This window comes from Clostridia bacterium, from assembly GCA_012840125.1.
Taxonomy (GTDB): domain Bacteria; phylum Bacillota; class DULZ01; order DULZ01; family DULZ01; genus DULZ01.
On sequence record DULZ01000063.1, the window covers coordinates 1 to 9,224 of the forward strand.

Annotated in this window: 10 protein-coding genes; 2 read left to right on the forward strand and 8 right to left on the reverse strand. The window is 58.9% G+C overall.

Going from position 1 to position 9,224, the window contains the following annotated elements; genetic code table 11:
• Positions 1-153: 153 nt before the first annotated feature.
• Entirely contained in the window at positions 154-951 is a 798-nt protein-coding gene (locus GXX34_07960) for an ABC transporter ATP-binding protein (GenBank protein HHW07443.1), read from the forward strand.
• A gap of 11 nt (positions 952-962) precedes the next feature.
• Here the strand turns inward: GXX34_07960 and cadA are convergent, their stop codons facing one another.
• Positions 963-3,377, reverse strand: a complete 2,415-nt coding sequence (gene cadA, locus GXX34_07965; protein HHW07444.1) for a cadmium-translocating P-type ATPase — start codon at positions 3,375-3,377, stop codon at positions 963-965.
• A gap of 206 nt (positions 3,378-3,583) precedes the next feature.
• Here cadA and GXX34_07970 point away from each other — a divergent pair, with 206 nt between their 5' ends.
• Positions 3,584-4,546, forward strand: a complete 963-nt coding sequence (locus tag GXX34_07970) for a M20/M25/M40 family metallo-hydrolase (protein HHW07445.1) — start codon at positions 3,584-3,586, stop codon at positions 4,544-4,546.
• 95 nt (positions 4,547-4,641) lie between these two features.
• On the opposite strand, the gene GXX34_07975 is transcribed toward GXX34_07970, so the two are convergent.
• The 7 genes from GXX34_07975 to GXX34_08005 form a co-directional block, all read right to left on the reverse strand.
• Positions 4,642-5,271: a precorrin-8X methylmutase gene (locus GXX34_07975; GenBank protein HHW07446.1), complete on the reverse strand. Its 630-nt coding sequence runs from the start codon at positions 5,269-5,271 to the stop codon at positions 4,642-4,644.
• Entirely contained in the window at positions 5,255-5,647 is a 393-nt protein-coding gene (locus GXX34_07980) for a cobalamin biosynthesis protein CbiX (GenBank protein ID HHW07447.1), read from the reverse strand. The genes GXX34_07975 and GXX34_07980 overlap by 17 nt, the downstream gene beginning before the upstream one ends.
• A complete protein-coding gene (gene cobK, locus GXX34_07985) occupies positions 5,598-6,413 on the reverse strand; it encodes a precorrin-6A reductase (GenBank protein HHW07448.1) in 816 nt (271 codons plus the stop codon). Before cobK ends, GXX34_07980 begins: the two co-directional genes overlap by 50 nt.
• Complete coding sequence (gene cobJ, locus GXX34_07990; GenBank protein HHW07449.1) at positions 6,410-7,099, reverse strand: precorrin-3B C(17)-methyltransferase; 690 nt, start codon at positions 7,097-7,099, stop codon at positions 6,410-6,412. The genes cobK and cobJ overlap by 4 nt, the downstream gene beginning before the upstream one ends.
• Positions 7,096-8,163, reverse strand: a complete 1,068-nt coding sequence (locus tag GXX34_07995) for a cobalt-precorrin 5A hydrolase (GenBank protein HHW07450.1) — start codon at positions 8,161-8,163, stop codon at positions 7,096-7,098. Before GXX34_07995 ends, cobJ begins: the two co-directional genes overlap by 4 nt.
• Positions 8,154-8,918, reverse strand: coding sequence for a precorrin-4 C(11)-methyltransferase (cobM, locus tag GXX34_08000; GenBank protein HHW07451.1), 765 nt, complete (start codon positions 8,916-8,918; stop codon positions 8,154-8,156). The genes GXX34_07995 and cobM overlap by 10 nt, the downstream gene beginning before the upstream one ends.
• A gap of 7 nt (positions 8,919-8,925) precedes the next feature.
• A partial coding sequence (locus tag GXX34_08005) for a precorrin-2 C(20)-methyltransferase (GenBank protein HHW07452.1) occupies positions 8,926-9,224 on the reverse strand: 299 nt, incomplete at its 5' end.

The following is a 9,224-nucleotide window of genomic DNA, read 5'->3' on the forward strand; positions in this document are numbered from 1 at the left end:
AGGATTGTAGTAGATTAAAAACACCGGGACGGGAGTCCATTGCCAACCTCTCCTCCACCTGTTATAATGCAATTAACTGGCATAAAGCTTTGACCCGGTCAGAGTTTTTTCTTTGCCCATCCGGCAAATGCCTCATGAACGGGATGATGCAGCATGGCCGTGAGAATCGAAAACTTAACATATACCTACCCCAACCACCGGAGAGGACTGGTGGACGTTAGTCTCCATATCAAAAAAGGTCGCAAAACCGCCGTCCTTGGTGTCAACGGCAGCGGCAAGTCTACCTTGCTTTACCATTTGAACGGAACCTTGGTGCCGCAAAGGGGAACCGTACAGGTCCTGGGTACGCCCGTCACGGCCAAGACCCTGCGGGAAATCAGGCGGCAGGTAGGTTTCCTATTTGATTATCCCGACCACCAGTTGTTTTCCACCACCGTCTACCAGGACATCAAATTCGGGCTGGATAACTACGGCTATCCCGAGACGGAAAAGCAAGACCGCATCTTGCAAGTGGCCCGGCAGTTGGACATCGAACACCTGCTGGATTATCCCCCTTTCCAGCTCAGTCTGGGGCAGAAAAAAAGGGTGGCCATTGCCGGCATCATGGTGCTGGAACCCAGCATCATTGCCTGTGATGAGCCCTTTGCCGGCCTGGACGGTTACTCCGCCGTCTATTTCAAGGATTTGCTGGACACCTGGGTCCGGCAGGGCAAGACCATTGTTTTCTCCACCCACGATGTGGATTTAACTTATGCATGGGCCGACGACGTGATCATCCTGCGGGAAGGAAGAGTCCTGCAGGCAGGACCGGTGGGAGAAGTGCTGACCCGCCGGGAGGTGTACGCCGAAGCAGGCCTTATTAAACCGATGCTGTTGGATCTCTTCGAAGATTGGGACGTGAAACCGAAAAACATAACCGATGCGAAACAATATTTAAGCCGGAGACGATAACGACTCCGGCTTTATTTTACGCGCAGCAACCGCATGCCGTTGGCAATAACCACCAGGGCGGCTCCCGTATCCGCCAGGATGGCAATCCAGAGGTTGAGCCACCCGGGGAAGACCAAGAGGACGGCCGCCGCTTTCACCAGCAAAGAGAAGGCAATGTTCTGCCTGATGATGTTTAAAGCTTGACGGCTCAGCTTCATGGTGAAAGGAAGTTTACCCAGATCATCAGCCATGAGGACGATATCCGCCGTCTCCAAGGCCGTATCGGTACCGGCCCCGCCCATGGCAATACCCACATCAGCCCGCGCCAGGGCCGGGGCATCATTGATGCCGTCTCCCACCATGGCGACGGTGCCGTATTGTTCCTGCAATGCCTCAATCGCCTGCACCTTATGCTGCGGCAGGAGCCCTGCACGAAAATCATCCAACCCCAATTCCGCCGCCAAAGCCCGGGCCGTCCGGGGATTGTCCCCGGTCAACATCACCGTTTTCCTGCCCTGTTCCTTCAAGGCTGCCACAGCCTTCCGGCTGGTCTCCCTGGGCCGGTCGCCGCAGGCGATTAAACCGGCCACCTCCTGTTCCGTTCCTACCAGCATTACCGTCTTGCCTTCCGTTTCCAGCTCCATGACGGTTGTTTCCCAATCCCCCAGCGGCAAACCCAAATCCTGTTGAAACAATGCCGGGCTGCCGACAAAGTACCATTTCCCCTGCAGCAGGGCCTTAGCGCCCCGGCCGGTCAGGGAAGCATAGTCCTTCCCGGGCAACAGGGTCACTTGCCGCACTGCCGCTTCCTGTAGGACGGCCGCTGCCAGGGGATGTTCGGAACCGATTTCCACGGAACCGGCCAATCGAAGTATCTCAGCAGGGGTATAACCCGGGGCCGGCACCACATCGGTCACCACCGGCTGTCCCCTGGTCAAGGTGCCGGTCTTATCGAAGGCCACGGCCTTGATCCGGCCCGCTTGCTCCAAATGGGCTCCCCCTTTGATGAGGACACCGTTTCTGGCGGCATTGCCGATGGCCGCCACGATGGACACAGGGGTGGAAATAACCAGAGCACAAGGACAGGCTACCACCAGCAGGGTCAGGGCCCGGTAAAACCAGTCCTGAAACGCCCGGCCGAAAAACAGCGGCGGCACCACCGCCAGCGCCAGGGCCAGTAGGATCACAGCCGGGGTATAATACTTGGCAAACACATCCACGAATCTTTCGGCCGGTGCTTTTTGCGCCTGAGCCTCTTCCACCAGGCTGATAATCCTGGCCAGGGTGGTATCCCCCGCCGGCCGCGTCACTTCCACCAGCAGCCGCCCGTTTTCATTGATGGTGCCGGCAAAGACTTCATCTCCTGCTCCTTTGGCCACCGGCACCGATTCCCCGGTAATGGGAGCCTGATTGACGGCGGAGCTTCCTTCCACCACTATCCCGTCCACGGGAATGCGGCTGCCCGGTTTGATAACCACCACATCACCCAACTTGAGCAAGGTCACGGGCACCACTTGCTCCGTTCCTCCCTGCCAGACCACGGCTTCCCGGGGGCTGAGGTCCATGAGACCGCGAATGGACTTGCGGGTTTTGTCCATGGTATAAGCTTCTAAAGTGTTACCCAAGGAAAACAGGAACACCACCGTGGCCGCTTCCACCCATTCCCCCAGGGCCACGGCACCGGTGACGGCTACGGTCATCAGCACATTCATATCCATGGCCAAGCCGCTTTTCAGGGAGTAAAGAGCGGCCCGCACCGTATAAAAGCCACCGCTGACCATGGCCCCCACCAAGACCGCCACCGCCAACGGTGTTAAGCCGGCATACCAGCTGACTACCCCCAGCAGCCATAAACCTCCTGAAATCACCGTCAAAAGACTTCTCTTGTTTTGCAGCCAAAAGGAACTCTCGCCGCCGGCCGGTGCCTGTTCAGGCAGGGCAGCTTCATAACCTGCTTCCGCCACGGCCCGCTGGACCTGATCCGCCGCCACCCTTCCCTCCACGTATAACTTGCCGGCGCTGAAATGCACTTCGGCCCGGTGGATGCCCGGCAGGCGGTTCAGTTTAAGTTCCAGTTTTTTGGCACAATCCGCACAATCCAGGCCTTTCAAGTGGAAGACCAGCCTTCGAGCTCCGGCCTGGGTTTCCTCCACCCCGTACCCGAGCCTCCTGACGGTATCGGTAATCACCTGTTTAGGCACCCGCACCTCATCGTAGCTTACTCTCAATTTCCCGGCGGCAAAATTAACGGTGGCTGCCGCCACTCCTTCCAAACGGGCGACGGCCTGTTCCAACTTCCTGGCGCAGTCGGCGCAATCCAAACCGGTCAGGCTGATGGTTTCTACCTGCAACGCCCTTGGAGCAGCCTCTATGTCCAGGGCGGAACCAACTTCCTCATGGGCGGAACAGCTGCCTCCACAACTGCAGTGCTGCTGCTCATGGTGCATAGTCTCACCTCATTTTGATAAACACATGAGCAATTGTTCATATGTTCCTTTATTTTATTGTACCGCGGCGGCTCGTCCCAGTCAATGCTTTTTTCTCATCATCCGGGACCGGCAAAATGGCAGGGGGAGCAGGAACTGGGGGGCATAACTAGAATATGAGACAATATCCTTAAGTGGTTAACGGCAATGCTACCGGAGGTTTGCCCATGAGATTCATCTTCAAAGTGTGCCTTTTTACCGTACTGATGGCCTTGGCCCTGGCCATGCTGCCCGCCAACTCCCTGGATGAGCGGTGGCCGGTCCAGGAACCGGCGTCCCATACCGTCGCCACGGTTACACCGGGTAAAACCCTGTCCCAGTCCCTCTACGAGCTGCGGGGCCGGGGAGCCGGTACTCCGTGGGAAAAGGAAGCGGCGGACATCCTGGCCGCGTATTTTCAAGAAATCGGGCTGCAGGCTTTGCCGGCATACCCGTCTTACCTGCAGGAATTCCCCCTGGGCACCGTCACCTCCTTCTATAACGCAGAAGGCCGCCTGCGCTTTCGCAGCGGCGGTCCTCTCACCCAAGTGTCCCAGAATGTGATCGGCTACCTGCCGGGCCAAGACCCGGAGGGAAAATGGATTATATTTGGCGCCCATTATGACGGGCAAGGAGAAACCGACGGCATCGTCTATCCCAGCGCCAACGATAACCTGTCCGGCGTGATGGCCCTGGCCGCCCTGGCCAAAGCACTGGCGGCGGAACCGGCTTTGAACGACACCCTGGTATTTGTGGCTTTCGGTGCCGAAGAACCCGGATTAAGGGGCTCCTACTACCTGGCAAGCGATTTGCCGGTGCCCAAAGAAAAAATCCAGGCGGTCATCAACCTGGATACCATCGGCAAGACTTGTGAAACTCTGGTAATCTATACGACGGAACACAACGCTTTGACGGCTTTACTGGCATCCGTTTTACGGGGTTATGGCTTTCAAAGCTCCGTGGTCATTGCCACCGGGGTTAGCGACCACTACCCCTTTAGCCTGCAGGGCATCCCCAGCGTCACCATTGCCACGGCCAATTGGAAGGAAGGCAATCATTCCCCGGAAGACACCCTGGACAAAGTGGATCTCTACCAGGTGGGCAGTATCGCCGGTGCCTTAAAACAAGCCCTCCACTATCTCGCCCGCTAAGGCAGCGGTACAGGGGGCAGGAAAAGCGGTGCCGGTGCCGGCCGGGGGAATGCCGGCGGGCAGCAATGATGCTTATGAGGGGCCCATCGCCCAGATCAGCGCTCCGGTTGCATTAAATACAATAGACCGTTAACAATGCCGGCGGCAATCGGACTGCCCCCTTTGCGACCCTGAACGGTGATATAGGTTAAAGGAGACTGCATCAACGCTTCTTTGGACTCCGCCGCCCCGACAAAACCCACGGGCACCCCGATGACCAGGGCAGGGGTGATCCCTTGTTCCCGGTGGAGGCGGAGCAGCTCAAACAAGGCGGTGGGCGCATTCCCAATGGCCACGATACTGCCCTCTAAAGCCTCGCCCCAGAGGCGAAAAGCCGCCATGGCCCTGGTAATGCCCTCCCTTTTGGCCAGGCTGGCTACCCGGTCATCACTGATGGCGCAATGGATGCGGCATCCCAGTCTTCCGGCTGCCCGCCTGTTGATCCCGGCTGCCACCATTTGCACATCGGTAAAGATAGGGGCCCCGTTTTTTAAGGCGGCCAATCCCCGTTCCATACTCTCCGGGTGAAAGCGGGCCAGCGCCCCAAATTCCGGATCCCCGCTGGCATGAATCATCCTTTTCACCAGGGCCTTTTCGGCCCGGCTAAAGGGATGGTCTCCCAACAGCTCCTCGATAATCTCCATACTTCTCGTTTCAATCGCCCTTGGATCATGGATGAACTGCATCTTCCACCTCCTGAATCCGCTCCGCCAGGATATCGGCCAAACGGGGGTCGGCTCCCAGGGGCCTGGCCAGGGCAAATCTTACCCGGGGATAGCGCTGCCGGAGCTCTTCCAGCATTTCCGGGATATCTTCTTGAATGTGAAGTCCACTGGTGAGGAACCAGGGAGCCACGATGATTTCCGTAAAACCGGCCTCCGCAAGCCTTGCGGCCACCTCTCTCAAACCCGGCCGGCCGGATTTGCTGTTCATCCAGGCCGGCGCGATCTCACCGGCACGGATCCTGTTTTTGAGGAGGGACGCCATCTCCACCAGCAGTTGGTTTGCTTCATCAACCCGGGCCCGGCTGCCGTGCCCCAGCAAGATGATCCCCTTCGCCATATTGGTTCACCTCTTTCAAGAAATACTTGATTTCCTCAAACTGCGTGAAAACATTGGCGTGGCCCGCCGGGGGCCTCCGGATTACCACCAGCGGGATGTTTAATGCTAAACAAGCTTCCCATTTGGCCTGCAACCCGCCGGTGGGGCCGCTGTCTTTAGTGACCACCACCTCCGCTCCGAAGTGCCTGAACATCCATGCATTGCCTTCCGTATCAAAGGGCCCTTGCATGGCTACAATTTGCCGGGGCGGCAACCCCAGCCGGCGGCACTGGCCCAGCACTTCCGCTGCCGGCAGCACCCGGGCGATAATCCTTTTTCCTGCCAGGGCAGGATGGGTGGTGAACAAAGGTAAACGGCGGCTGCCAATGGTGAGAAAAATGGTATCCCCCAGGGCTGCCGCTTGACAAGCGGCAGCAAGATAACCGGACACCTGAAACAGCAGGGGATGCTCCGGCAAGCCGCCGGCCGCCCTCTCCAAACGCCCGTAGGCAATGCCCAGTTGCCGGGCGGTACTCTGGGCAATGGCCCTGATGTTTTCCGCAAAAGGATGGGTGGCATCGATGACGGCCCGCACTTGCAGCCGCCGGATTAAATCCGCCAGCTGCGCCCCTGTCAGGGCCCCCACCAGCACTTCTTTGACGCCCTGCTCTTTCGCCAGTTTTTCCCCATAGGAACTCACCGTGGTCAGGACCACCGGAAACCCTTCTTCCTGCAAGTACCCGGCCAACTGCCTGGCTTCCGTGGTTCCTCCCAGCACCAGGATCACAGGCGATACCCCCGCGGCGTAATGAAATGATGCCCGGCCACATAACTCTGGGAATTGCCCACGATCACCGTGGTAAACATGTCAATCTCTTCCCGGGTAAAACCCGCTAGAGTTGACAACACCAGGCTTTCTCCTTCCCGGCCCGCATTCCGGACCACGGCCACCGGCGTATCCGGTTTCCTGTACCGCAAGAGCAGTTCCTGCACCTGGTTGATCAGGTCCGGCCTGCCTTTGCTTTTGGGGTTATACAAGGCGATCACGAAATCTCCCTGGGCCGCCAGGACCACGCGTTTCAGGATTAATTCCCGGGGTGTTAATAAGTCGCTTAAGCTGATAAAGGCACAGTCGTGCATTAAAGGAGCTCCCGCCACAGCTGCCGCCGCCTGGGCCGCCGACACCCCGGGCACGATCTCCACTTGTACTTCCGGCTGGGCTTGTTCCCGGTACAGCACTTCCAGCACCACCCCGGCCATGCCGTAAATCCCCGGATCGCCGCTGGAGATGACTGCCACCCGGTATCCCTGCCGGGCGAGCTCCACCGCCCTTTGGGCCCGTGCCACCTCTTTTTTCATACCCGTGCTTTCCACTTGCTGGTGTCCCAGCAAAGGAGTCACTAAGTTAACATAAGTCTTATAGCCGATGACTATCTCCGCTTCGGCCAGGGCTTGCCTGGCTCTTTCCGTCATATGCCGTACCTGGCCGGGTCCGATGCCGATGACGCTGATCTTGCCCTGGCCACGGCAATGGTCACTCCTTGCCGGGATTGTTTCCCGACCAGCAAATTCCCCCACCGGCTGCCCAGGATCGCTGCCGGTTCGCATACCGCACCAACTCCTATCTTTTTCTCGACAAAGGGAGATTTGTTCAGGTGAGGCATGGCCTCCAGAACTGCCCGCAACTCCTGCGGGTGATAAAACTCGATGGGCACTTTCAGTTCCCCGGCTAGTTTTAGCAAGCCCCCTTCCTCTTGCTTCAGGTCCACGGAGGCCAGCCGCTGAATCGCCGCCAAAGGCCAGCCTTGCCGGGCAAAGACTCCCTCAAGGGCCTGGCGCAAGGTATCTTTGGCGGTACCACGGCGGCACCCGATGCCTACCACTAAGCTGGGCATGACTAGCTCCAAATCCACCCCCGGTACGCCCCAGCGGGAAGCCGTAATGGCAATGGTCGCCCCGCGGGCAGGGGCGCGGGGCAGTTCCGCCAGGGGCTGAAACACCGTTTTGCCCGGGCACAGCTCCTCCCGGCCCCGGAACATCTCCACGGGCAGTTCGGAATAGATCCAGATGGTTTCATCCCGCACCAGGGCGCCGTTGATCTTGACCAATCCTTCCGGATTGGCGATTTTCAGTCCCCAACGGGCGGCCCAGGTTTCTACGGCCGTCTTACCCAGTACATCGGTGGCGGTGGTAATGACCGGCGTCGCCCCCAGGGCCCCCGCCACTTGCCGGGCCAGTTCATTAGCCCGGCCCAAATGGCCGCTCAGGAGACTGACGACGAACCGCCCCCCGGCATCAATCACCAGGACCGCCGGGTCCACCGCCTTATGCCGGAGCAGGGGGGCAATCAAGCGGACGACGATGCCGCTGGCCATAAAGAAAATCAAACCGTCAGCCCTTTCCCATTCCCTGGCCACTTGCTCCCTGAGACTAAGTTCCCCTGCCGGTTCCTGCCAGGCATGTTGGGGTAAGCGGTCCTTCAAGCTCCGGGCCAGGGCCAGGCCCCGGTCGTTGAGACAGAAGACCGTTAACCGCAACCTTTTCCCTCCCGGAAACCATGGCTGAAAGCCGCATCATACAAGCGGGAGCGGGCATAGTCTTTCGCCCCCACCGCCTCTCCCACGAGGATCACGGCTGTCTTGGTAATGCCTTGTTCTCTTACCTGCCGGGCAATGGTGGCCAGGGTACCCTGCACCTTCACCTCACCGGGCCAGGACGCCTTCTGCACCACCGCCGCCGGCGTCTCCGGTGCATATCCTCCCGCCAGCAGTTCCGCCACCACCTGATCGATCCGGCCCACGCTCAAGAAAATGGCCATGGTGGCTTGATGCCCGGCCAAACCGGCCAAACTCTCTTTCTCCGGTACGGGGGTACGGCCCCCCAGCCTGGTAAAAATCACGGTCTGGCTGATACCCGGCAAGGTCAACTCTCTCTGAATGGCCGCCGCTGCGGCAAAGGCCGAACTCACCCCGGGCACTATTTCCGCCACAATCCCCTCCTCCCGCAGGCGGTCCAACTGCTCCTGGATGGCTCCGTAAAGGCTTGGATCCCCTGTGTGCAAGCGCACCACCAGTTTGCCTTGCCGACTGCCCCTAATTAAGACGGCCAGCACCTCTTCCAAAGTCATAGAGGCGCTGTCATAAATCTCAGCGCCCGGTTTCGCCAGTGTCAAAAGCTCCGGGTTCACCAGGGAGCCGGCATACACAATGATATCGGCTTCTTTTAACAACCGTGCTCCTTTCACGGTAATGAGTTCTACATCGCCGGGACCGGCACCGACAAAATACACCATCCGTCCTTCATTCCTTTCCCGGTTTTCTGCTGATGATCAATGACAAGTAATCGATTTTCCGGCCTACCAGGCCTTCTAAATCACCGGTGACAAACTCCCCGGCCTGTCCCACCCTGGCGGCCAGAAAAGACCCCTGCAGCCGGTTTTGCCTGGCTAAAGCCGCCACCAGACCGCTATAATCCTTGGAGACTTTCATCAATACCAAGTTGGCCCCTTGCCAAGCCTTTTCGTCCAAGTCCTGCTCGCCTCCCCCCGGAAGGATCACCAGGGGCTCATCCCCCTCCGCCAGGGGCACCAGGAGGCGGG

What these genes read in the sequence shown, in the direction of transcription:
- GXX34_07970 (HHW07445.1), top strand. Translation starts at nt 3,584, where the DNA reads ATGAGATTCATCTTCAAAGTGTGCCTTTTTACCGTACTGATGGCCTTG.
- GXX34_07980 (HHW07447.1), bottom strand. Translation starts at nt 5,647, where the DNA reads ATGGCGAAGGGGATCATCTTGCTGGGGCACGGCAGCCGGGCCCGGGTT.
- cadA (HHW07444.1), bottom strand. Translation starts at nt 3,377, where the DNA reads ATGCACCATGAGCAGCAGCACTGCAGTTGTGGAGGCAGCTGTTCCGCC.
- cobM (HHW07451.1), bottom strand. Translation starts at nt 8,918, where the DNA reads ATGGTGTATTTTGTCGGTGCCGGTCCCGGCGATGTAGAACTCATTACC.
- cobJ (HHW07449.1), bottom strand. Translation starts at nt 7,099, where the DNA reads ATGACGGAAAGAGCCAGGCAAGCCCTGGCCGAAGCGGAGATAGTCATC.
- GXX34_07975 (HHW07446.1), bottom strand. Translation starts at nt 5,271, where the DNA reads ATGCAGTTCATCCATGATCCAAGGGCGATTGAAACGAGAAGTATGGAG.
- GXX34_07960 (HHW07443.1), top strand. Translation starts at nt 154, where the DNA reads ATGGCCGTGAGAATCGAAAACTTAACATATACCTACCCCAACCACCGG.